Annotated in this window: 20 protein-coding genes; 13 read left to right on the forward strand and 7 right to left on the reverse strand. The window is 60.8% G+C overall.

Annotation, left to right across the window (positions count from 1 at the left end):
- The first annotated feature begins 2 nt into the window (after positions 1 to 2).
- The 3 genes from BLU63_RS01880 to BLU63_RS01890 all read left to right on the forward strand — a co-directional run bounded on the left by BLU63_RS01880 (position 3) and on the right by BLU63_RS01890 (position 2881).
- On the forward strand, positions 3 to 680 hold the full coding sequence (locus BLU63_RS01880) for a response regulator transcription factor (protein ID WP_010461945.1): 678 nt from the start codon (positions 3 to 5) through the stop codon (positions 678 to 680).
- A 262-nt stretch (positions 681 to 942) separates the two neighbouring features.
- Complete coding sequence (locus tag BLU63_RS01885) at positions 943 to 1392, forward strand: Spy/CpxP family protein refolding chaperone (protein WP_077748019.1); 450 nt, start codon at positions 943 to 945, stop codon at positions 1390 to 1392.
- Between the two features lie 148 nt (positions 1393 to 1540).
- A complete protein-coding gene (locus BLU63_RS01890) occupies positions 1541 to 2881 on the forward strand; it encodes a sensor histidine kinase (protein WP_010461950.1) in 1341 nt (446 codons plus the stop codon).
- Between the two features lie 89 nt (positions 2882 to 2970).
- On the opposite strand, the gene BLU63_RS01895 is transcribed toward BLU63_RS01890, so the two are convergent.
- Entirely contained in the window at positions 2971 to 3534 is a 564-nt protein-coding gene (locus tag BLU63_RS01895) for an NAD(P)H nitroreductase (RefSeq protein WP_083374762.1), read from the reverse strand.
- Between the two features lie 122 nt (positions 3535 to 3656).
- On the opposite strand from BLU63_RS01895, the gene BLU63_RS01900 reads away from it, so the two are divergent.
- Positions 3657 to 5111: a TrkH family potassium uptake protein gene (locus BLU63_RS01900; RefSeq protein ID WP_010461954.1), complete on the forward strand. Its 1455-nt coding sequence runs from the start codon at positions 3657 to 3659 to the stop codon at positions 5109 to 5111.
- Here BLU63_RS01900 and BLU63_RS01905 read toward each other — a convergent pair.
- Complete coding sequence (locus BLU63_RS01905; protein WP_218028599.1) at positions 5068 to 6129, reverse strand: AraC family transcriptional regulator; 1062 nt, start codon at positions 6127 to 6129, stop codon at positions 5068 to 5070. The genes BLU63_RS01900 and BLU63_RS01905 overlap by 44 nt on opposite strands.
- A gap of 163 nt (positions 6130 to 6292) precedes the next feature.
- Between BLU63_RS01905 and BLU63_RS01910 the strand changes: the two genes are divergently transcribed.
- The gene (locus tag BLU63_RS01910; protein WP_010461958.1) at positions 6293 to 6604 is read left to right on the forward strand and encodes a DUF962 domain-containing protein; all 312 of its coding nucleotides are present in this window, start codon (positions 6293 to 6295) and stop codon (positions 6602 to 6604) included.
- 99 nt (positions 6605 to 6703) lie between these two features.
- Positions 6704 to 7294, forward strand: a complete 591-nt coding sequence (locus BLU63_RS01915; RefSeq protein ID WP_077748022.1) for an HD domain-containing protein — start codon at positions 6704 to 6706, stop codon at positions 7292 to 7294.
- Positions 7295 to 7431: 137 nt separating this feature from the next.
- Here the strand turns inward: BLU63_RS01915 and BLU63_RS01920 are convergent, their stop codons facing one another.
- The gene (locus BLU63_RS01920; RefSeq protein ID WP_010461962.1) at positions 7432 to 8247 is read right to left on the reverse strand and encodes a UDP-2,3-diacylglucosamine diphosphatase; all 816 of its coding nucleotides are present in this window, start codon (positions 8245 to 8247) and stop codon (positions 7432 to 7434) included.
- A 129-nt stretch (positions 8248 to 8376) separates the two neighbouring features.
- Here BLU63_RS01920 and BLU63_RS01925 point away from each other — a divergent pair, with 129 nt between their 5' ends.
- A complete protein-coding gene (locus tag BLU63_RS01925) occupies positions 8377 to 9141 on the forward strand; it encodes a helix-turn-helix transcriptional regulator (protein WP_077748023.1) in 765 nt (254 codons plus the stop codon).
- Positions 9142 to 9213: 72 nt separating this feature from the next.
- Positions 9214 to 10104, forward strand: a complete 891-nt coding sequence (locus BLU63_RS01930) for a DMT family transporter (protein WP_077748024.1) — start codon at positions 9214 to 9216, stop codon at positions 10102 to 10104.
- On the opposite strand, the gene BLU63_RS01935 is transcribed toward BLU63_RS01930, so the two are convergent.
- The 4 genes from BLU63_RS01935 to recQ form a co-directional block, all read right to left on the reverse strand.
- On the reverse strand, positions 10098 to 10385 hold the full coding sequence (locus BLU63_RS01935; RefSeq protein WP_010461968.1) for a SelT/SelW/SelH family protein: 288 nt from the start codon (positions 10383 to 10385) through the stop codon (positions 10098 to 10100). The two genes, BLU63_RS01930 and BLU63_RS01935, sit on opposite strands and share 7 nt — an antisense overlap.
- Before the next feature lie 45 nt (positions 10386 to 10430).
- The gene (locus BLU63_RS01940; RefSeq protein ID WP_083377236.1) at positions 10431 to 12212 is read right to left on the reverse strand and encodes a FimV/HubP family polar landmark protein; all 1782 of its coding nucleotides are present in this window, start codon (positions 12210 to 12212) and stop codon (positions 10431 to 10433) included.
- Between the two features lie 128 nt (positions 12213 to 12340).
- Positions 12341 to 12775 (reverse strand): MarR family transcriptional regulator, encoded by a 435-nt coding sequence (locus BLU63_RS01945; RefSeq protein ID WP_010461972.1) that lies wholly within the window; start codon positions 12773 to 12775, stop codon positions 12341 to 12343.
- Positions 12776 to 12895: 120 nt separating this feature from the next.
- Positions 12896 to 15022: a DNA helicase RecQ gene (recQ, locus tag BLU63_RS01950; RefSeq protein WP_010461973.1), complete on the reverse strand. Its 2127-nt coding sequence runs from the start codon at positions 15020 to 15022 to the stop codon at positions 12896 to 12898.
- 410 nt (positions 15023 to 15432) lie between these two features.
- Between recQ and BLU63_RS01955 the strand changes: the two genes are divergently transcribed.
- The 5 genes from BLU63_RS01955 to BLU63_RS01975 all read left to right on the forward strand — a co-directional run bounded on the left by BLU63_RS01955 (position 15433) and on the right by BLU63_RS01975 (position 22715).
- Positions 15433 to 16020 carry a UPF0149 family protein gene (locus BLU63_RS01955; protein ID WP_010461974.1) on the forward strand — a complete coding sequence of 196 codons (588 nt, stop codon included), beginning with the start codon at positions 15433 to 15435 and terminating at the stop codon, positions 16018 to 16020.
- 10 nt (positions 16021 to 16030) lie between these two features.
- Entirely contained in the window at positions 16031 to 16426 is a 396-nt protein-coding gene (locus BLU63_RS01960) for a YbaN family protein (RefSeq protein ID WP_083374764.1), read from the forward strand.
- Between the two features lie 221 nt (positions 16427 to 16647).
- Complete coding sequence (gene lapG / locus BLU63_RS01965; protein ID WP_083374765.1) at positions 16648 to 17355, forward strand: cysteine protease LapG; 708 nt, start codon at positions 16648 to 16650, stop codon at positions 17353 to 17355.
- A 22-nt stretch (positions 17356 to 17377) separates the two neighbouring features.
- Positions 17378 to 19318 carry a cyclic di-GMP receptor LapD gene (lapD, locus tag BLU63_RS01970; protein WP_083374766.1) on the forward strand — a complete coding sequence of 647 codons (1941 nt, stop codon included), beginning with the start codon at positions 17378 to 17380 and terminating at the stop codon, positions 19316 to 19318.
- A 139-nt stretch (positions 19319 to 19457) separates the two neighbouring features.
- Positions 19458 to 22715: an RCC1 domain-containing protein gene (locus BLU63_RS01975; RefSeq protein WP_083374767.1), complete on the forward strand. Its 3258-nt coding sequence runs from the start codon at positions 19458 to 19460 to the stop codon at positions 22713 to 22715.
- Positions 22716 to 22731: the final 16 nt, after the last annotated feature.

The raw sequence follows: 22731 nt of genomic DNA on the forward strand, positions 1-22731 counted from the left end.
TAATGAGCGAGCTGTTATTAATTGATGATGACCAGGAGCTGTGCGAGCTCCTGAGCAGTTGGCTGAGCCAGGAAGGCTTTCAGGTCCGTGCCTGCCACGACGGCCAGAGTGCTCGCCGTGCGCTGGCCGAAACCTCCCCCGCCGCCGTGGTGCTGGACGTGATGCTGCCGGACGGCAGCGGTCTGGAATTGCTCAAGCAATTGCGCAGCGACCATCCGGACCTGCCGGTGCTGATGCTGTCTGCGCGTGGCGAACCACTGGATCGCATCCTCGGCCTGGAACTCGGCGCCGACGATTACCTGGCCAAGCCGTGCGACCCGCGGGAACTGACAGCCCGTCTGCGCGCCGTACTGCGCCGCAGTCATCCGACGGCGGTGTCCAGCCAGCTCGAACTGGGCGACCTGTGCTTCAGCCCGGTGCGTGGCGTGGTCAGCATCGACGAACAGGAATTCACCCTCACCGTCTCCGAAAGCCGTCTGCTCGAAGCCCTGCTCAAGCAACCCGGCGAGCCGCTGGACAAACAGGACCTGGCGCAAATCGCCCTCGGCCGCAAGCTGACCCTGTACGACCGCAGCCTGGACATGCACGTCAGCAACCTGCGCAAAAAAATCGGCCCACACCCCGACGGCCGCCCGCGCATCGTTGCCCTGCGTAGCCGCGGTTACTACTACAGCCTGTGAGCACCTGGAAGAACCGGATGGGAGCAAACCTGTGGCGAGGGAGCTTGCTCCCGCTGGACTGCGCAGCAGGCCTTCTTTTGGGGCCGCTTCGCAGCCCGACGGGAGCAAGCGCCCTCGCCACAGGTCACTGCCAGCAAAGTTTGTAAGGACGCCACGAAATCGTCTTTACCCAAGCTTTACGCTCCGCTGACCGCCGCTGACCTTGATCTGCGTATTCTGAACTCATCCGGAACGTACCGGGAACGAGACAAGGAGATTCACCATGCGCAAGACTCTTATCGCTCTGATGTTCGCTGCCGCCCTGCCGACCGTTGCCATGGCCATGCCTGAAGGTTCCGGCCCGATGGATGGCCCGATGGACGGCCCGCGCCACGGCGGTCAGATGCACGGCATGCACGGTAAAGGCCCGTACAGCCAGCTGGACCTGAGCCGCGAACAGCGTGAGCAGATCCGCAAAATCATGGGCGAGCAGATGCACGAGCGTAAGCAAGTGGTCGAGAAGTACCTGGAGAAACTCTCGCCGGCCGACCAGAAAGCCATGAAAGATGAAATGGCCGCCAACCACAAAAAAGCCGAAGCCGATGTCCGTGGCCTGCTGAAACCGGATCAACAGAAGAAATTCGACGAGATCCAGAAGAAGAAGGCTGAGCGCCGCGCCGAATGGGCCGAATTCAAGGCGTGGAAAGCGCAACAACCGCAAAAAGCGCAATAATGCACTGACCCCGGACCCGACGGCTAACCCCGTCGGGTCTTTTGCCATTGTAGGACCTGGCGGTGCGGGCAAGTCGGATCGCCGCACCGCTCGCTCCTACAGGTCGGCCCGCTCCCACATGGGATTTGTGATCGTTTGAGGATTTTCTGTGCGCTCATTGTTCTGGCGTATCCTGGCCAGCTTCTGGCTGGCCATCACTCTGGTTGCAGGGCTTTCCATTCTGTTGGGGCACATGCTCAACCAGGACGCGTGGATTCTCAGCCGCCACCCGGGCCTCAACACCCTGGCCGAACAGTGGACGCAAACCTACGAAGCCCAAGGTGAGGAAGCGGCCCAGGACATTCTGGAACAGCGCAAGCGCCAGTATCACATTGACGTTCAGGTGCTCAACGAGAGCGGCGACCCGGTGGTGCGCGGTACCTTTCCCCGGCGTGCGGCGGCTTTCGAAGCACGGCAGAACAACGACGATCGCCGCCTGCCGTGGCGACGCCTGACCGACGAATACACCAGCGCCAAGACCGGCGACACCTACCTGCTTATCTACCGCATCCCGCACCCGGAACTGGACGCCTGGCACCGCGAAAGCCTGCTCTGGCCGCTAAGTGCGCTGGGCATTGCGCTGGTGGTGCTGACCCTCTTCAGCCTGTTCGTGACCTTGTCCATCACTCGCCCGCTGAACCGCTTGCGCGGCGCGGTGCATGACCTTGGGCAAACCACCTATCAGCAGAACAGCCTGGTGAAACTGGCCAACCGGCGCGACGAATTTGGTGTATTGGCCAACGACTTCAACCGCATGGGTGCGCGCCTGCAAAGTCTGATCGGCAGCCAGCGACAGTTACTGCGCGACGTGTCCCATGAACTGCGTTCACCGCTGGCGCGACTGCGCATTGCCTTGGCACTGGCCGAACGGGCCACCCCCGAAGAACGGGAGAAGCTCGCGCCACGCTTGACCCGTGAGTGCGATCGACTAGAAGCCCTGATCAGTGAAATCCTGGTACTGGCACGGGTCGATGCCGACAACGCCAGCGCTGAAGAAGTGGACCTGAATGCGCTGCTCAATACGCTGCAAAAAGATGCGCAACTGGCTTCACCGGAGCAGACCGTTCACCTCGACGCCGAACCGCAGCTGAACCTCAAAGGCTGGCCGACGATGATCGAGCGTGCCGTCGATAACCTGCTGCGCAATGCCCAGCGCTTCAATCCCGCAGGGCAGCCGATTGAAATGCAGGCGGTGCGCCAAGGCGAGCGGATTGTGGTCAGCGTCAGGGACCATGGGCCCGGTGTCGATGCCGAGCATTTGAACCTGCTGGGTGAGCCGTTCTATCGGGCTCCGGGGCAGACGGCGGCCGGACATGGCTTGGGATTGGCGATTGCGCGACGCGCGGCAGAACGGCATGGCGGGAGCCTGGTGCTGGCCAATCACCCGCAAGGCGGGTTCATCGCCAGCCTGGAATTACCGTTGGTGCCCGGCGCCGTCGTCCAGCCTTGAAAGCTTCGCGGGCAAGCCTCGCTCCTACAGGTCCTATGCCGAACACACTATCGAGGCACTGATCGTTCCCACGCGCGTGGGAACGATCCTTACTGACCGGGCCAGGCGCTGACGAACTCGGCCAGGTCAACCTTCTCGGCCACGCGCGGTTCTTTCTGCGGTGTGCCCAGGTACAGAAAGGCGATCACCTCTTCTCCTTCCGCCAACCCCAGCCCCTTGGCCACATGCGCCGAATAGGCCAGATCCCCTGTGCGCCACACCGCGCCAATGCCTTGAGCGTAAGCGGCCAGCAGAATCCCGTGAGCGGCACATCCTGCTGCCAGCAATTGCTCGGATTTCGGGTATTTGACGTGGTCCTGCAACCGCGCGATCACCACAACCACCAGCGGTGCGCGCAACGGACCGTTACGCGCCTTGTCCAGCGCCGCCTCGGACACTTCGCTGTCTTGCAGCTTCGCCGCTTCGGCCAGCAACTCGCCCATTTGCTCGCGCGCCGCACCTTCGACTGTCAGGAAGCGCCAAGGCTGCAGGTGGCCGTGGTCCGGCGCACGCATCGCGGCAGAAAACAGCACTTCGCGCTGTTCTGCGGTGGGTGCCGGTTCGAGCAGTCGTGGAACGGAAACACGGTTGAGCAAAGCGTCGAGAGCCTGCATCGGCCACCTCCTGAAAAATATGTGCGGCTATTCTAGCGGTATCTGGCGCGGGTATGCCGGTTTACATGCCCTGCCTCGCAGGTAGAATAGCGGCCTTCCCTTCTTCAGCCCGAGCGGACTTCATGGCGTTGCCGACCTTACGGATTATTGGTTTCATCATCGGCATCTTCCTGATCACGCTGGCCATCGCCATGGTCGTGCCCATGGCCACCCTGGTGATTTTCGAGCGCACGAGCGATCTGCCGTCGTTCCTCTGGGCGAGCATGATTACCTTCGTCGCGGGTTTGGCCCTGGTCATCCCCGGCCGGCCCGAACACATACACTTGCGCCCGCGGGACATGTACTTGCTGACCGTCAGCAGCTGGCTGGTGGTCTGCGTTTTTGCCGCGCTGCCGTTCTTGCTGACCCAGCACATCAGCTACACCGACTCGTTCTTCGAAAGCATGTCCGGCATCACGGCCACCGGCTCAACCGTACTCAACCACCTCGACGACATGTCCCCCGGCATCCTGATGTGGCGCTCGTTGTTGCACTGGATCGGCGGGATCGGCTTTATCGGCATGGCGGTGGCCATTCTGCCGCTGCTGCGCATCGGTGGCATGCGACTGTTCCAGACCGAGTCGTCGGACCGGTCCGAAAAGGTCATGCCCCGTTCGCACATGGTGGCGCGTTTGATCGTCGCGGCTTATGTGGGCATCACTATTCTCGGCAGCCTGGCGTTCTGGTGGGCCGGAATGAGCCCGTTCGATGCGATCAACCACGCGATGTCAGCGATTTCCACCGGAGGTTTCTCAACGTCCGACCAGTCCCTGGCCAAGTGGACACAACCGGCGGTGCACTGGGTGGCGATTGTCATCATGATTCTCGGCAGCCTGCCATTCACCCTGTACGTGGCGACCTTGCGCGGTAACCGTCGAGCGTTGATCAAGGATCAGCAGGTGCAAGGCTTGCTCGGCATGTTGCTGGTGACCTGGCTGGTGCTCGGCACCTGGTACTGGTGGACCACCCAGCTGCATTGGCTTGAAGCGTTGCGACATGTAGCGCTGAACGTGACTTCGATCGTCACCACGACAGGATTTGCACTGGGGGACTACAGCCTCTGGGGCAACTTCTCGCTGATGCTGTTCTTCTATCTGGGGTTTGTCGGCGGTTGCTCAGGCTCGACGGCTGGCGGGATCAAGATTTTCCGTTTCCAGGTCGCCTACATCCTGCTCAAGGCCAACCTTAACCAATTGATTCATCCGCGCGCGGTGATCAAGCAGAAGTACAACGGCCATCGTCTCGACGAAGAGATCGTGCGTTCGATCCTGACCTTCTCGTTCTTCTTCGCCATCACCATCTGCGTGATTGCCTTGCTGCTGTCGCTGCTCGGCGTCGACTGGATGACCGCCCTGACCGGCGCCGCCAGCACCGTGTCCGGTGTCGGTCCTGGCCTGGGCGAGACCATTGGCCCGGCGGGCAACTTCGCCACCTTGCCGGACGCTGCCAAGTGGATTCTCTCGTTCGGCATGTTGCTGGGCCGACTGGAGATCATTACGGTGTTTGTTCTGTGTATTCCTGCGTTCTGGCGGCACTGACCAGCGCCGGCGTTTCCATCAGCCGCGCCCGGTATTCGCCGGGCGTGGCGTCGAACCAGCGTCGAAAGGCGCGGAAGAAGTTGCTCGGATCGGCAAACCCCAACAGGTAGGCAATTTCCAGCAGGGTCATGGTGGGTTGCGCCAGGTACTGCTCGGCCAGTTCACGTCGCGTGTCGTCGAGCAAGGTTTGAAAACTCGTGCCTTCTTCCTGCAAACGGCGTTGCAAGGTGCGTTGCGACAGGTGCAGCGTCTGCGCCACCGTATCGCGCTTGGGTTCGCCCTGGGGCAGCAAACGGCACAGCACCTGGCGCGCCTTGTGGGTCACGCGGCTCTCGGAAAACCGCGCCAGGTACTCGCCGGCAAACCGGTCGTGCAACAGCGCCATCGCCTCGTTGGCCGTCGGCAGCGGCGCCTCCATGTCGGCGCGTTCGAAGATCAAGGCGTCATAGGGCGCGTTGAACACCAACGGCGCATGGAATGCTTGTTTATAGGGTTCGAGATCGACAGGCTGATCGCCCTGGATCAACACCTTGCGCGGTTGCAACGTGCGCCCGGTCAACCAGCCACACAGCGCCAGCGCGCAGGCCAGCGACGCTTCGGCGCTCTGTCGGGTCGGCGGCAAGTGATCGCCATGCACCGTCAGAATCAGCACATAACCTTCATCCAGCAGTCGGAAACTCAGGTCGGCACTTTCGGCGATGATCCGCTGATAACGCACCAGCCGCTGAAAGCCTTCGGCCAGGGTCTGACTGGACATCAGTGCGTAGCCAGCCACATGGAAGGACGCCGGTCGCACCACCTTGCCCATGTTCAGGCCAATCGCCGGGTTGCCGGACAGCTCGACCGCGCGCTGCCACAGGCGTGTCATGGAGTCTTGCGGGAAGCGCGCATCCGGATCATCCAGAGACGCGTAGTCGAGCCCCAGCTGCTTGAACAGAACCCGGCAATCCAGGCCGTCCATCTCCAGTGCTTTGACAATCCCCATCGCCCAGCTTGCAGAAGTCGTTCGTTCGCTCATGGCGTTTTCTTACTGTTTTGTGAGCCGTCTACCGCGGCAAGTTTTCGAAGGATACTAAAGTGGCGCCCATTGTCACTGGCTGATGCCAATGATCACTCTAGACTCAAATAAGCTACCCGCAGAACAACTTGCAATCAGAACAACAACCACAGAGATCGCAGTCGTGGAAAACGTCAAACGTTTCAACAGTTTCGCTGAGTTTTACCCGTACTACCTCAGTGAACACAGCAACAGCACCTGTCGACGATTGCATTTTATCGGCACCAGCCTGGTCATCTTCATTCTGGCGCTGACCATCGGCAAAGGTGCCTGGTTGATGTTGCTCGCCTTGCCGCTGGCGGGTTACAGCTTCGCCTGGGTCGGGCATTTCTTTTTCGAGAAGAACCGTCCCGCCACGTTTCAGCATCCTCTTTATAGCCTGCTCGGCGACTTTGTCATGTACCGCGACATGATTCTGGGTCGCGTGCCCTTCTAGGCTCCACTGGCCATCAAAGCGTCCTGCGCAGCCAGTGCGATGTTGGATCCAAGTCCTACACTCAAGACATCCCTTTCGATTAGAACAAGAGGATAGCTGATGAACGCCAATGCACGATTCACCCACATGCAGGATGGCACGCAGGAAGACTGGGCGATCATCGCCGCCGACTTCAGTGCCTACGCCAGGCAGTTGCCGTCACGGATTGTGGCGCACCTGAAATTGCTGGAGGGTGATTTTGGCGGCTTCCCGGTGGATCGGCTGACCCATTCCCTGCAGACCGCCAGCCGTGCCTGGCGCGATGGCCGGGATGAAGAATACGTGGTCTGCGCGCTGCTTCACGACATCGGCGACACGCTCGGTTCCTACAACCATCCGGACATCGCCGCGGCGATCCTCAAGCCGTTCGTCAGTGCCGAAAACCTGTGGATGGTGGAAAAGCACGGGATATTTCAGGGGTATTACTTCTTCCATCACCTGGGAATGGATCGGCATTTGCGCGAACAATTCAGCGGGCATCCGCAGTATCAGGCGACCATCGAGTTCTGCGCCAAATATGACGCGGCGGCGTTTGATCCGGCTTACGAGACGTTACCGCTGAGCTTCTTTGAGCCAATGATGGAGCGCTTGTTTGCGCAACCGAAGCATTCGATCTACAAGGCGGCGATGGAAGCATATTCGCCAGCCTGACAGATCCGGGGGGACCGCTGCACGGTCCGTCGCGAGCAGGCTCGCTCCCACAGGTGTCAGAGTCCGTTAAGGTCAATACGGTCAAAATTGTGGGCGCGTGCCTGTTCGCGATGGGGCCAGACCAGGCACGCTGACTTTTATGCCGGCTCTGCGATCTTCAAGGCTTTCAATTCGGCCTCCCGCGCCTGGGCATCCGCCAACCGGTACAACTCGATCGACCCGTCCCAATGCTCGATCAACGCCGTGCACGACTCCACCCAATCCCCGCAATTGAGGTAATCCACCCCGCCGACCTTGCGAATCTCGGCATGGTGAATGTGCCCGCACACCACCCCATGCAACTCGCGTTTGACGCACTCGTGGGCGATGGCTTCTTCAAAGTCGCTGATAAAACTGACTGCCGTTTTCACCTTGTGTTTGAGGTAGGCCGACAGCGACCAGTAGCCGTAGCCATAACGCGCGCGCCAGTGATTCAGCCAACGGTTGAGGGTCAGGGTGAATTCGTAGGCCGAGTCGCCGAGAAAGGCCAGCCAGCGGTGATACCGGGTAATTACGTCAAACTGGTCGCCGTGGATCACCAGCAGATGGCGGCCATCGGCGGTCACATGCACCGCTTCGTCCACCAGTTGGATGTTGCCCAGGATCAGCTTCGAATAGCGGCGCAGGAATTCGTCGTGATTGCCGGTGACATAGATCACCTCGGTGCCGCGCTTACTCATGGTCAGCAGGCGGCGAATCACGTTGGTGTGCGCCTGCGGCCAGTACATGCCGCCGCGCAGTTTCCAGCCATCGATGATGTCGCCGACCAGGTAGATCTTGTCCGCGTGGTAGCCCTTGAGAAACTGCGACAGGTGTTCGGCCTGGCAGTCCCGGGTGCCCAGATGCACGTCGGAAATCCACAAGGTCCGCACACGTTGCTTACGGCTGGGTTTGGCGAGCTCGGCGCTGGTCATTGGCAACCCTCAGGACAAGTTTTGGCAAGCTTGCGCGGTTCGGGTTAATGGCCCATGACAGCTGCGAGTCAATCCTGTGACAACACCCGGCCGGTGTAGACTGGCCGCATCTTGACCGGGAGACCTGCGATGAGACCGATCCTCACGCTGCGCCAATACACCAAGGACCTGATCGTCCACAGCCACGACCACGCACAACTGGTGTTCGGGTTGTCGGGTGCGCTGGACTTCGAGGTCGACGGGCATGGTAGCCAGGTGGTTCAGCAGAGTTTCGTGGTGGTGCCGTCGGGGTTTCATCACGCCTGCGGCAGCAGCAATGGCAGCCGCTGCCTGGTGCTGGATATACCGAGTGACCAATGGGTTTCGCAGTCCCTTGGCGATCACGCCGACGCCAGCCGCCGTTTGCTCGACAACGCTGGGCGCCTGCCGCTGGATGCCGGGCAAAGCCAATTGGTGAGTTGGCTGGCGGGCAGCCAGGTCAGTGACCCGTTGATTGCCCAGCAAGGCGCGGTGCTGTTATTGGCCAGCCTCAATAACGCCAAGCCTGAAATCGTGGGCGGTCGCCGTCTGCCATATGCGGCGTTGAATGCGCATATCGATCAGTACGCGGCGTATCCATTGCAGGTCGCCGACCTGGCGCGCGTTGCCGGGCTGTCCAGTGCCCGATTGCATGCGCGGTTTGTCGCTGAGTGCGGGCAGACGCCGATGGATTACATCCGCAGCCGGCGGCTGCATAGTGCGGTAAGACTGCTGCGCGATTCGCCATTGCCCATCGGCGAGATTGCCAGTCGGGTCGGTTACAGTTCGCAGAGTGCCTTTGCCGCAGCGGTGTTGCGCGAGTTTAGTAAGACTCCGGGCGAACTGCGGCGCGAGGCTGGCGACAAAAGTCGATAGTCTGCCGACAGACTCAGCGAGTATGGCGCGGTTCAATGTCCCCCTCTGTTTGTCTTGTTGTTAAGGATCGCAATGACTCCCCGTACCGCCCTTGGCGCCCTGCATATCGGCGCATTGATGTTCGGCCTGACCGGTGTGTTCGGCAAACTCGCTGCTGCCTCGCCCGCGGTCATCGTGTTTGGTCGCGCGGCATTTGCGGTACTCGCCCTGGCGGTGTTCGCGCGGTTTGCCAGCAGGACGCGCTGGTACACACTCGAAGCGCAGGACTGGCGCCGTCTGCTTCTCAGTGGCTTGCTGCTGGCCGGGCATTGGGTGAGTTTTTTCATTGCGGTTAAAGTCGCCGGAGTGGCGATAGCGACCCTGGGTTTCGCCAGCTTCCCGGCGTTTACCGTGATCCTCGAAGGGGTCATATTCCGGGAGCGGATCCGCGCCAATGAAATTCTGTTGGTGGTGCTGGTAAGTGTCGGGCTGGTGCTGGTCACGCCGGACTTCGATCTGGCAAGTGGCGCCACCACGGGCCTGCTCTGGGCGATCGGTTCAGGCTTGCTGTTCGCCCTGCTGTCGCTGACCAACCGCGCCAGCTCCGGCAGAATCCCGCCGGTGCAGGCCGCGCTGTGTCAGAACGTCGTGGTCGCGCTGTGCCTTCTGCCGGTGGCGGCGCCGCAGTTGAGCGACGTCCGCGCCATCGACTGGCTGTGGATCGGTTTGCTCGGGGTGTTCTGCACCGGCGTCGCTCACAGTCTGTTCGTCGCCAGCCTGGCGGTGATCAAGGCGCGCACCGCCGCCGTGGTGTTCGCACTGGAACCGGTGTATGGCATCACCGTGGCCTGGTTGTTGTTCGATGAAAACCCGACGTTGCGCATGCTGCTTGGTGGCGCCTTGATCATCGTCGCGATTGTGGTCTCCAGCAGACTGTCCGGTTCAAGCAAAAAGACCGTGGCAGCCGAAGCCGCATCTCACTGAGTGCGGTCGTTGTGGCCGAGGTCGCGGTCCGGGTCGATCTGATCGCGGACCCGCTGCTTTAGCACCTTGGCTTCCGGGAAACCGCCGTCGGCCTTGCGCTCCCAGAGCTGCACCTCGTCACAAAAAATATGGAAAACCCCACCAGTGCCGGGCACCAGCGACACTTTGCCCAAGTCGTCGCCGAAGGTGCTCAGCAGCTCCTGGGCCAGCCAGGCCGCACGCAACAGCCATTGGCATTGCGTGCAGTAGGTGATGATGATTTCCGGTTTATGCGTGGTCATGACGGACAAGACTCCTGAGCCAGAGGGCGCCGCTATAGTAGTGGCTCAGCGGATCCCGGCCAACAGGCTCCGGGCGGTTTGCTTGAGCGGCTCATCGCCCTCCTTGAGCAGCTCGTTGAGCAGTTCGATGGCGCTGTCCAGGTCGCCATCATCGATGCAGGTCTGGGCTTGTTCCAGTTTACCGGCATTGGTCGGCTCGACAGGCTCCAAGGTCAGGGAGTCAAGCTCCAAGGACTGACCGGGATCGCTGAACTCGTCGAGAAAATCGTCGCTCAGCGCCTGTGAGTCCGGTTCGGCGACCCACTCAAGCTCTGGCTCATCCAGCGTCGGCTCTTCAGGCATCTCGAATACCTCGGGCAACACGTGCAGATTCGAGGTGAACGCCGGCTCTACGGCCTTGGGTGATTCGCCTGAAGGTTTAGCATTGTCGAAAGGGCTGATCAGGTCCCAGCTGGAATCCATGGACAGGTCATCCAGATTCAACTGGAACTCGTCGGCAGGTGCCGCTTGCGCGGAAGCGATGACTGCGACGGCTGCCGCTGGTGCCGCTGGTGCCGCTGGTGCCGCTGGTGCCGCATTGCTCAGTTTCGGGTGGCGGGCGCGGATGTCCTCAAGCTTTTTTTCGTCGAGCCCGCCGTCACGCAGGTTTTTTTCCTGTGCGTCATAGGCGGGAACATCCCCCTGTTTGCCGAGGATTTCCAGCAGTTGCACGCCCAGATCCGTGCGCTGCGGTTCCTTGACCAATGCTTCTCGCAACAACCCTGCGGCTTCGGAAAAACGGCCATACGCCAGGTAGATGCCGACCCCTTCGAGCACATCGCCTGTCGGCGCCTCTTCACGATGATCCGGAGCGGGTTTCAGCATGGGCTGTTGCACCGACGGGTGCGCCGCACGCTCAAGCCCCGGCTCCTGTTTCAAGGGTGAAACGGGCAAAACGGGCGAAGGCTCGGGTAACGCCTGAACCTGCTGGCGTTGACGTCGAACAAACAGCCCCAGCAATACCAGCGCGATCAGCGCCAGCAAGCCGATAATCAGCGGCCAATGGCTGGCCTCGGGCTCTTCAACAACGACGGGGGCAGGTGCCACCGCTACCGGAGTCACCGGCGGCGCCTGATTGACCTCCGACAGCCGGGTTTGCAGTTCGCTCACCTGTTTCTTCTGGCCGGCGATCTGTTCATCCTGAGCCTGAAGCTTTGCATTCAACTCATCGATGGTTTTTTGCAGCTGCTGGTTTTGCAACACGCTGGCGGCCAGTTGTTCGGCGGCAGGATCGGTGGCAGGTTGCACGACGGCCGGCGCCGGTGCGGACTTCTTCGCCGCCGGTGCCGGCGCAGTGGCCGGTTTGACGCTCGGGAATGGAGATCTCTGTGGGCTGGCGGCAGGTTCGTCTTCTGCCGGCACGATCCCCGGTGAACCCGGCGGATCGATCAGCACCGTGTACTCGCGCAGCAAGCGCCCATTGGGCTGATTGAGCTGCACCAGGAAATTCAGGAAAGGTTCATTGACCGGTTTGTTGGAGGTCACCCGGATCAGGCTGCGATTGCCCCGCAGGACCGGCGTGAACTTCAGGTCGTTGAGGAAGAACACCCGATCGACGCCGGCGCGGGTGAATTCCTCCGCTGTCGCCAGGCTGATCGAGAGTTCGCCCTCCTCCAGCCCGCCGACATCGACCAGGGCAATGTCAGCGCGCAACGGCTGATTCAACGCGGAATGAAGGGTAATGTCGCCCAATCCCAGCGCAGGGGCCAATGCCGAGTAAGTGACAGCACCACCGACCAGAAGCAGCCTGGCGCAACACTTCAATACAACGTGCCAACTCTCGAGCATGAGCATCCCTTAGATAACCAGAACCAACCTGTACGCGTTCGCACATCCGGTACGAACACGATATTGCCTAGTAGTTCTTTATAGTCTGCCCAACGGGGTATCTCAAAAAGCTGGCGCGTGGTTATGCCTCAAGATTTTTCCAGGTTGGCCAGAATGTGCCCGTGGACCCGCATGCACACCTTCAAATCCGCCTCATCGACGCCGTCGAACAGTTCGCGGCGCAGTTGAGTGGCAATGGTTTCAATTTGTTCGATCAGAGGACGGGCCGGAGCACAGAGGACGATTTTTTTCGCCCGGCGGTCTTCCAGCACGGATTGGCGCTGGACCAGACCCTGGGTTTCCAGGCTGTCGAGCAACCGGGCCAGGGTCGGCCCTTCGACGCCGACGCTTTGCGCCAGTTCACGCTGGGTCGGTGCTTCTTCGAAGCGCGCCAGGTGCAGCAGCACCAGCCAGCGCGCCTGGGACAGACCCAGGCCAGCCAGACGGCGATCCAGTTCGGCACGCCAGCCGCGCGACATCTGGGCCAGTTGCATGCCAAAACGGTGTTGATCGGTTAACGGCATAAAAAACTCATGATTAGACTGAAAATAGAGAAAAACTAATTATTAGTCAGCTAAGCATGACCGTTGGCTTGAGGCAAGGTCTGGTCTGTAGTGAATCGTTACATCACTGTAACAGGTCATTTAAACCTCGAATTCGGATTGCAGCGCCGCCCGAACGCAGTACAAGACACCTTCCGGCACTCGCCCGGCGAACAGCGCGGCAATCTCCGACACTGGCGGCAACTCGCCCTCGCCATCGAGGAAGGCATCCTGAACTTCGCCCATCAATTCTTCGGGCAGGTCCAGCGCTTGTTCCAGCGACAACTGCTGCTTGCCGATGGCCTCGGCAAGCATGGTGTAGACATTCTTTTCCGAGCATTGCAGTTGGCCGGCGATCTGCAGCGGCGTCATGCCTGCGCGAGCGAGGGTGATCAACTCGTGGCGCACGTCGGCAACGACTTTCGGTGCCTCGACCTGACCGCCCAGCACTTCGAGGAAGGCTTCGCCGTAACGTTCGAGCTTGCGTGCGCCGACGCCGCTGACCGTGGCCATTTCCGCCAGCGAGGTTGGCTGGCTGCGGAGCATTTCCAACAGTGTCGAGTCGGGGAAGATGACATACGGCGGCACGCCATGTTCCTCGGCGAGCTTGCGACGCAAGGCACGCAAGGCTTCCCACTGTTCGCGTTCTTCGCCACGAACCAGCTGGCTCGCCTGGCTCTTGCTGCTTTTGGCGGTGGTCTGCGGCTTTAGGTCGCGGCGCAGTTCCAGGGTCACTTCGCCCTTGAGCAGCGGCCGGCAGGTGTCGCTCAGGCGCAGGCCGCCGTAGCCTTCGAGGTCAATGTCTGCCAGGCCACGGGCCACCAGCTGGCGGAACAGGGAGCGCCATTCGCTCTCGCCCATGGCCTTGCCAACGCCATACACCGACAGGTGTTGATGGCCGAAGCTGCGGATCTTTTCGTTGTCCTTGCCCAGCAGCACGTCCACCAGATGCCCGACGCCATAACGCTGGCCGGTGCGGTAGATTGCCGAGAGCGCCTGACGGGCCGGCTCGGTGGCGTCCCAAGTCTGCACGCCATCGACGCAGTTGTCGCAATGGCCGCACGGCTCGGGCATGTCTTCGTCGAAGTAGGCCAGCAAGGTTTGCCGACGGCAGCGGGTTTCTTCGCAGAGCGAGAGCATGGCGTCGAGCTTGTGTTGCTCCAGACGCTTGTGGCGCTCATCGCCTTCGGAGTTTTGCAGCATCTGCTTGAGCATCACCACATCTTGCAGGCCGTAAGCCATCCAGGCATCCGCCGGCAGACCATCACGGCCGCCGCGACCGGTTTCCTGGTAGTACGCCTCAAGGGATTTCGGCAAATCGAGGTGGGCGACAAAGCGCACGTTGGGCTTGTCGATGCCCATGCCGAACGCCACGGTGGCGACCATGATCAGCCCTTCTTCGTTGAGGAAACGCTTCTGGTGATGGGCCCGGGTGTCGTTGGGCAAACCGGCGTGGTACGGCAGCGCCGGAAAACCTTGCTCGCTGAGGAACACTGCGACTTCGTCGACTTTCTTGCGCGACAGGCAATAGACGATACCGGCATCGCTGCGGCGCTCGGCAAGGAACGCCAGCAACTGCTTGCGCGGCTGCTCCTTGGGTACGATGCGGTAGAAAATGTTCGGACGGTCGAAGCTCGAGAGAAAGCGCTCGGCGTTCTGCAGATGCAAACGGTCGACGATTTCTTCGCGGGTGCGCTTGTCGGCCGTGGCCGTCAGGGCAATACGCGGGACGTTGGGGAACAGCTCCGCCAACTGGCCCAGTTGCAGGTATTCGCGACGGAAGTCATGGCCCCATTGGGACACGCAGTGTGCTTCGTCGATGGCGAACAGGGCGATTTCAAGGCTTTGCAGGAAAGCCAGCATGCGTGGCTGGACCAGACGCTCGGGCGCCAGGTACAGCATCTTCACTTCGCCGCGCTTGATCCGCGCGGCGAGATCACGCTGCTGCTCGGCGCTCAGAGTGGAGTTCAATGCAGCGGCGGCGACGCCGAGCTCTTCGAGGGTCGCGACCTGATCGTCCATCAGTGCGATCAACGGCGATACCACCACGGCCAGGCCTTCGCGCAGCAGCGCCGGCACCTGGAAGCACAAGGATTTGCCGCCACCGGTAGGCATCAGCACCAAGGCGTCACCGCCACTGGCCACGCGCTCAATGATTGCACCCTGGCGGCCACGGAAACTGTCGTAGCCGAAGATGTCCTTGAGGACGCGTTGAGCCTGTTCGAGCATAAAAACTCCAAAAATCACCGAAACATCCCTGCAAGGCTGGTTCAGAACCACGCAGGCTGCACTGACAAATCGTAAGTGCGCATTGCATGACGCTTCACATTTCAGCCGCGACGCCAGCAGGGCATCACAAAACGCGCGAGTATACCCGAGGCCTCCCTTGCAAAGGGCACCGCTGAGAAGACACATAAGGACAAACACCGCACAACCTGTGGGAGCGAGCCTGCTCGCGATGGCGGCATGTCAGGCGATAAATGTATTGGATGTACCGACCTCATCGCGAGCAGGCTCGCTCCCACAGGGATTGCGGTGTTTGTGAGGTCCCAGCGTTGCAAATATCCCGCGCGGCTGGCCTGAGCGCTCAAGAAGGCCTAGAATTCCCGCATCTGTTAATTCCCCAAGGTAGCCCTTTAATGTCCTTCGCTGAGCAACTAACCCGTTTGCAAGTCTTCCTCGACGCCGACGAACTGCACGACGAGGCGCTGGACTACGTGGCCGCCCACGGCTACCTCACTGCGCTGTCGATCTGTTCCGAAGAGGTTCCGGATCGTGAATGGATCGACGCCCTCTTCGCCGAAGAGCCGCATTACGCTGACGACACCGAGCGTGAAGCGATCGAATCCACCCTGCTGGCCCTCAAGGCTCACATCGCGCGCCAACTGGCCTCCGATGAAGAGTTCGAGCTGCCTTGCGACCTGGACCTGGGCGAAGAGCCGGACGATTCCGACCTGCGCGGCTGGTGCATCGGTTTCATGGAAGGCGTGTTCCTGCGCGAAGCGGCCTGGTTCGAAACCGCCGAAGACGAAGTCAGCGAAATGCTGCTTCCGATCATGGTCGGTTCGGGTCTGTTCGACGAACAGCCTGAGTTCGAAGACATCGCCAAAGACGCCAATCTGATGGACGACATGATCGTGCAGATCCCGGAAGCCCTGACCGCGCTGTACCTGCTGTGCCAGGCGCCAGACGAAAAACCGGCGATCCTCAAGCCACGTCACCACTAAGGTTTTGCCTATGGACAACCCCATAGGCAACCGCTCCCTGATGTTGCGTTACGTGCTGCTAGCCATCGGCTGGCTGAGCGTAGCGCTGGGGGTGATCGGGATTTTCCTGCCGGTGTTGCCCACCACGCCCTTCCTGCTGCTGGCGGCCGCCTGTTTCGCCCGCAGTTCGCCACGTTTCTATCAATGGCTGGTGGGGCATCCACGGCTTGGCCCGTGGATTCGCGACTACCTTGACGGCAACGGCATCCCGCTCAAGGGCAAGGTCTACGCCATCGGCCTGATGTGGGTGAGCATCCTGTTCTCCTGCTACCTGGTTCCCCTGCTGTGGGCGCGAGGGGCCATGCTGACCAGCGCGGTGCTGGTGACGATCTACATCCTCAAACAGAAAACCCTGCAAAAGCCCTGAGCTTCTGTGGCAAGGGAGCTTGCTCCCGCTGGGTTGCGAAGCATCCCCAGAACCTCCCCCCAATTCTCCTGACAGACCTCATTGATTGGTTTGGCGACTGCTTCGCAGCCGAACGGGAGCAAGCGCCCTCGCCACAGGGTCCATCTGCCGACCCGACGATTAGTCCTGTCTTTTAAAGAACACCGCCTAGACTTCAGTCATCTGCACCCGAGCAGCCAGACATGTCCCGTCGATGGCGTAGTCCAGGAAGGTCAACGCTCCGACTTCGGCTCGGCGGATGGCTGCTGCTAGCGAGTTTTCTGCTGACCGGGCTCAGCAGCGTGTGGGCCAACTGGAACTTTACGCAGATCCTGCAAATCGCCGAAAAGCGCTACGGTCCGCTCGGCCCCGCCCAAGGAAGAATCGAGGCCTGGAGTCAAATGCTCAAAAGCGAACTCAACCAACCCGAGCGCGAACAACTGGACGCGGTCAATCGCTTCTTCAATCAACAGCTGAATTTTCAGGACGACACGCGCATCTGGCGCCAGACCGATTACTGGGCCACGCCGGAAGAATCCTTGATCAAGGGCGCCGCCGACTGCGAAGACTACGCCCTGGCGAAATATTTCAGCCTGCGCCAACTCGGGATTCCCAGCGAGAAACTGCGCATTACTTACGTCAAGGCACTGTCCCAAAACCAGGCGCACATGGTGCTGACCTTCTACAGCAGCCCCACGGCCGAGCCGCTGGTGCTCGACAACCTGATCGGCGAGATCCGCCCCGCCTCCCAACGCAAAGACCTGTTGCCGGTGTACGCCTTCAATGCCGAAGGCCTGTACTTGCCGGGGGCCAATGGCGGCAAACGCAGCAGCGACTCGAAGAAGTTGTCGCGTTGGCAAGACGTGTTGAAAAAGATGCAAGCCGAAGGGTTCGCCGTGGGCGAAGGCTAGCCGCCATCGCAAGGAGCGTTTTATGTCACTGCGCAAACAGTTGTTTCTCGCCATTTGCCTGTTCTTGCTGGTGGCCTTCAGCGGCAGTTTTTTTGTCAGCCTGGAAAGCTCCCGTGAACAGATGCTCGGCCAGTTGCGCTCCCACGCCCAGGACGCTGCCACCGCCTTGGGTTTATCGTTGACCGCGCAGATCGACGACCCGGCGATGACCGAATTGATGGTCAGCTCGATTTTCGACAGCGGCTATTTCCGCAGCATCCGCGTCGTCAATATCGTCGATGGACAAGTGCTGGTGGAGCGCAGCGCGCCGGCACAGATCGATGGCGTGCCCGGCTGGTTTGTGAGCCTGGTCAACCTGCGCCCGGAAGGTGGCGATGCCCTGGTCATGCGCGGTTGGGAACAGGTGGCGCGGGTCGAAGTGCTGAGCAATCCGCAGTTCGCCCTGGCCAAACTCTGGGACAGCACCCTCGGCAGCCTGATCTGGCTGTTGGTCTGCGGATTGCTCAGCGCCGTATTCGGTGGATGGTTGTTACGCCGGCAATTGCGCCCGCTCGACAAAATGGTCAGGCAGGCCGAAGCCATCAGCAAACGCGAGTTCCTCAGCCTGCCCAAATTGCCACGCACACCTGAACTGAGGCGTGTGGTGCTGGCCATGAATCAGATGGTCGAAAAGCTCAAGGCGCTGTTTTCCGAAGAAGCCACGCGCAGCGAAAAACTGCGCGCCGAGTCTTATCAGGACAGCCTCACCGGCCTGGCCAATCGACGCTTGCTGGATGAACAACTGGCCGACCATTTATTGGTTTCCGAGCAAAGCAGTGACGGCCATTTACTGATGCTGCGGATCAACGACCTGATCGGCCTCAACCAGCGCCTGGGCGGACTGCGCACCGACGGGCTGATCAGCGCCGTCGGCGAATTGCTCAAGCGTCTGACGCAGCTGCCTGAACGCCGTACCTGGCTGGCGGCGCGCAATCGTGGTGGTGAGTTCAGCCTGCTGACCCCCGGCCTGGACAGTACCGAAGCCGCCCGACTCGCCTCGGAAATCAGCGCCACCCTGGAAAATCTGCGCCTGACCGGTGCCAGCGATTGCATGCCCGTGGCGCATTTGGGCGTGGTCGCTTATCAGCCCGGCGAACCGGCCAGCGACGTCCTGCTGCGCCTCGATCAAGCACTGGCCCAGGCCCAGCAACATCCCGAACGGCCGTGGGTGCATCTGGCCCGCTCCGATACCGCGACGGACCACACCCAACACGACTGGCGCACCTGGATCGACGACGCCCTCACCGAGGGCAAAATGCAGCTGTATTTCCAACCCGTGGTGCAATGCGCCGACACCAGCCAGGTGCTGCACCACAAAGTCCTCGCGCGCCTGCTCGAGCCGCAAGGCGAGGCCATCGCCGCCGGGCATTTCCTGCCGTGGATCGAGCGTCTCGGCTGGACCGCGCGGTTCGACCTGGCGATGCTCGAAGCCACCCTCGACTACCTCATCGTCAACCGCTGGCCCTTGGCGTTGAGCCTCTCCGGCAGCACCTTGCGCGACCCGGCGCAACTGCGACAAATCATCGACATGCTCGAGTCACTGCCCGATCTGGCACCTCTGCTGACCCTGGAAATCGACGAACGCCAACTGCCGCCCCCCGATGAACTGCAACGCCTGAGCCACAGCCTGCTCGACACCGGTTATCGCATCGGCTTGCAGCACTTTGGCGGCAGTTTCAGCCAGATCGGCAATCTCACGCAGCTTGGGTTGGCGTACTTGAAAATCGATGGGGCGTACATCCGCCACATTGATGAGCAGAGTGACAAGCGGCTGTTTATTGATGCGATCTACCGGGCGACCAACAGCATTGATTTGCCGTTGATTGCGGAGATGGTCGAGACCAAAGGCGAGCTGGAGGTGATTCGGGCGTTGGGGTTGTTTGGGGTCATGGGACGGTTGATCGGGCCGCCGGAGCCGATGTAGGCCGGTTAACGCCAATCCTGCTATGCATTACCGCTTATCGGAAACAGGGACTTACCTGTTATTTCTGACAGTAGCCAACCGCACGGTCTAACACCTTAAATAACTCCGTCGCCCAGCCCCCCTCGACAGGAGTCTCCCCATGCTCGTGCAACCCGTCCGTCACCTTGTTTCCATGCTGCTGCGTGAACCAGAAATCCCCGGTGCCCGTTTACTGGACTCTTCCACTGACGTCTGGGCAATCAACCGTGCCGCCGCCCTGGACAACTTCCCCATCAACGGGCTCAAGGTCTACGTCCCGGCTTGGTCAAGCATGGGCAAAGGCGACAAGGTCGAGCTGCAGTTCGACGACCAGGTGGTCAATCAGCACATCATCACCGACGACGCCGAAGTCGGTCAGCGAGTGACCTTGTGGGTCGAGCCCAGGCATTGGCTGACCGGGACGCACACGCTGGCGTACCGGGTGACGCGTTTCAATCAGGGCGCCGAGACGTTTACGCCGGCACTCAAGCTCTACGCCAAGCTGGAGATTCCTGCGGGCCAGGACACGGACGACACCCCAGGCAGCCACTCGAACCTGTACCTGTTCATCGATCCGGCCATCGTCGAGAACATCGTCGACAAGGAGATCGCCGCGGCCGGGGTGGACATCATCATTCGGGCCGAGTCCGGGACCGGCGTGCCTTATCCGGATGCGGCGGTGGGCGATGTCATGGTGCTGAGCTGGGGCGGTGTGCTCGTGGAATCCGCGCCGCTGACTGCCGAGCAGATCAGCGACCCGGCCACTCACCCGATCGTGATCCACGTCGACGAAGCCATCATCCTGGCCGCGGGCGACACCGACATCTCCGGGCTGGCGGTCACCTTCCGCGTGCGCGATGTGGTGCACAATTTTTCGGAAGACTGGTGCAAGGCCACGCGGCTGGTGGTCATGACCGGCACCGATCTGCTCGATGCGCCGATCGTCAAGGAGGCGAAGAACAACATCCTTGACCTTGATGCGCTGGAGGACAAAAACATCACGGCTCAGGTCTGGGCCAAAGGGCCGGCGTTCAAGCAGGACGACCGCATCATCCTGAAGATGCGCGGCACCACCGTGGACAACGAGGCCGTGGAAGTCATCGCGCCGGCCCAGACGGTCAACAACCTGCCGCATACCTATGAATTCGAACTGTCCAACGCCGACGTGCGTCAACTGGCCAAAACCCAGGTGACTTTTTCCTATCGCGTAGAGCGCCCGGGCGTGACCGACCCCCTGCCGTCCAAGGGGCAATTTGTCACCTTCATCGGCGAACCGAAACACCTGGCCGCGCCCAAGGCCGAAGATGAACAAAACGGCGCGATTGATCCGGACCTGCCTCACCCCCGCGTGCGGATTCCGTTCGATCCGATCATGCAGCAGGGCATGGCCATCGACCTCATCTGGGCCGGCACCCGCCCGGATACCGGCAGCTACACCCCTGAGCTGGATTGGTATTTTCCAACCTGGGAAGAGATCGAAGCCCAGCAAGATTTCTTCATCGCGGTGGACGGCAGGCACCTGAAAACCCTGGAAGGCGGCACGCTGGAGCTGTCGTACTACCTGCTCCGCGAAGGCCCGAACGGTGAAGTCATCCGCCGCGAATCGCTGCATGCGGCGCCGCTACAGGTGGGCGAGCCGCAGTTCGAGTTGGTCAAACCGATCGTGCAGGGTGAACAGGACGGAGCGCTGGAGCCCGGGGACCTGCCCGGCGGCATCGGCAAACTGACCGCGCCAAGGCCGACCGTCAAACCGACCCAATCCGGTGACATCGTGACCTACACCTGGACGGGTGAAGTCACGGGTACCACGGAAGACTCCGTCACCCTCAATGGGCTGTCCAAGGACAAGGATGTGAATTTCACCCTCAACGCCACGTTTGTCGCCGAACACATCGAGCCGAATCGCGGCAAGAAGGTGACGGTGAGTTACCGGATCTGGCGGGCGGCGACGAACGAGACGAGTTATTCGAATGTGCTGGAGTTTGGGGTTGGCCAGGCGATTGGCTCAGGCAACCTGAAAGTCATGGGGGCGCGCTTCAATTGCCATACGTTTGGGAGTTTCGGCGCTTCTCGTGTATTGAGCGCGTTCGATGCCACGACCGAGCAACCCATAGAGGCGCAGTGGAAATATGCCACAGACACTGAGTGGACAACTGCCACCACCTGGACTGATACAACGCCACAGGAACCTTTACAGGTTCGTTCCTCCGACAAACAGATCACCCTCAATCCGGCAAATATTATCGGCAACACATCCTCCTTCGTCGCGCATCGTGACGGGGGTGACGTGATCGCTTGGGGCAACGCTGATTGGGGGGGGACGATTCCTCCGGCCATTATGCCCCTGAAAGACATTGTTGAAGTCAGTAGCACTGAAACCGCTTACGCTGCCCGCCGAACCCATGGAGCGGTGGTGGTGTGGGGGCCCGCGAGTAGTGGTGGGGACATGGGCAGTGTTGTGCCTTCGGACTTTGTTCGGGTTGTTGGTAACTTTGGGGCGTTTGCCGGTTTAAAGAATGCGAATCAGGTGGTTGCCTGGGGTCATGACAACGCGGGCGGCACTGTGCCTACTGCAATCGCTGCACTCAGGGACATTGTGCGGATCGTTGTCAGTGGCTTCGCATTTGCCGCGCAACGGGCCACCGGGCAGGTGGTGGCTTGGGGGGATCCCCGTCTAGGGGGAAATCTGCCGACGGACATTGCCCTGCTCACCGATATCAACATGATCCTCGGTGCCCAGCAGGCCTTTGCAGCCCTTCGCGCCAACGGCCGTCTCGTCGCTTGGGGCAGGGGCGAGGCTGGTGGAGACCTGCCAGCACCGATTGCTGCATTGAACGACATCATCGAGCTGCGTTGTAATGCTCTGGCGTTTATAGCGAAGCGCGCTACAGGCCAATGGGTGGCTTGGGGCCAACAATTTGCTGGTGGCACTATCAGCCCAGAGTTCGCGGAATTGAAGGATATTGTCGACGTGTGCTCCACAGAATTTGCATTCGCAGCTCGTCGTGCCAACGGCCATGTAGTGGCGTGGGGAAGAGCGTACAGCGGCGGCGTGGTGCCTGTCGACATCGCGCTGCTGAACGACATTGTGCAGGTGGCCGGCACGGGGGAAGCGTTCGCAGCCTTGCGTAAGAATGGTACCGTCGTAGCTTGGGGTAACCAGCGTATGGGGGGGGATACGTCAGCGGTTGAGGACCAACTGATCAATGTACAAGCCTTATACGCCAGCTACGGGGCGTTCACGGCCCTGACCTCCGATGGTCGCGTTGTAACCTGGGGTGACCCGGGAAAAGGAGGCGACAGCAGTGCAGTGCAAGACCAGTTGGTCGGTCAGGTTTCCTATCAGGTAAGTGCAGTTTCGCGTGGGGTGAGTGTTTAAGGGACGGATCGATTGA

This window comes from Pseudomonas mandelii, from assembly GCF_900106065.1.
Classification (GTDB): Bacteria; Pseudomonadota; Gammaproteobacteria; order Pseudomonadales; family Pseudomonadaceae; genus Aquipseudomonas; species Aquipseudomonas mandelii.